Annotated in this window: 1 protein-coding gene; it reads right to left on the bottom strand. The window is 44.3% G+C overall.

Annotation, left to right across the window (positions count from 1 at the left end; translation table 11 throughout):
* Nucleotides 1-244 precede the first annotated feature (244 nt).
* Nucleotides 245-562, bottom strand: a 318-nt coding sequence (locus tag AB4653_RS26655; protein WP_372105736.1) for an aromatic amino acid lyase, incomplete at its 5' end; no start/stop codon positions are given.

Here is a 562-nt window from a genome sequence, read left to right as displayed (position 1 = left end):
AGTCGTTGGAGTCGTTGGTTTTGCTGGTGCTTTATTGCTTGAGTCTGATCCACAGCCGGCTAAGAATAAGGTGCTGATAAGGGCTGTTGTAAGCAGGATTGGGGATTTTTTTGTTATCATTGGTAATGAACTTTCCGACGGTGAGTGATGATTTTTCGGATAGTCTCACTCCTATCAATAAGTGTATTCATTTTTTATGGACAAGTGGGCTGTAACGAGAGTACAGCCCAGTATACGGAAAGTACTAAAAACTTGACAGTGTTCCTTCTGGCATTAGGTGGTTATGAACGGATAACTTGAGTAACAGGTTAGCTTGTTCAATATCTGGAGCAAAATATCTGTCTTTATCGTAGAAGCTCACTTTCTCACGCAAAATCTGCTTCGCTTCTTCCACACGAGGGGAAGATAGATTAGGCGCTCGGAAGTCGAGTCCTTGTGCTGCTGCTAAATATTCTACTGCCAATATCCCACGGGTGTTTTCAGCCATGTATCTAAGCCTACGCGCGGCAAAGGTGGCCATTGATACGTGGTCTTCTTGGTTGGCAGAAGTAGGTAGGCTGTC

It is taken from the genome of Vibrio sp. 10N.222.48.A3 (assembly GCF_041475345.1).
Lineage (GTDB): Bacteria > Pseudomonadota > Gammaproteobacteria > Enterobacterales > Vibrionaceae > Vibrio > Vibrio tasmaniensis_A.
The sequence above is the reverse complement of the archived record's forward strand: the minus strand, read 5'-3'. Positions and strand labels throughout refer to the sequence as shown.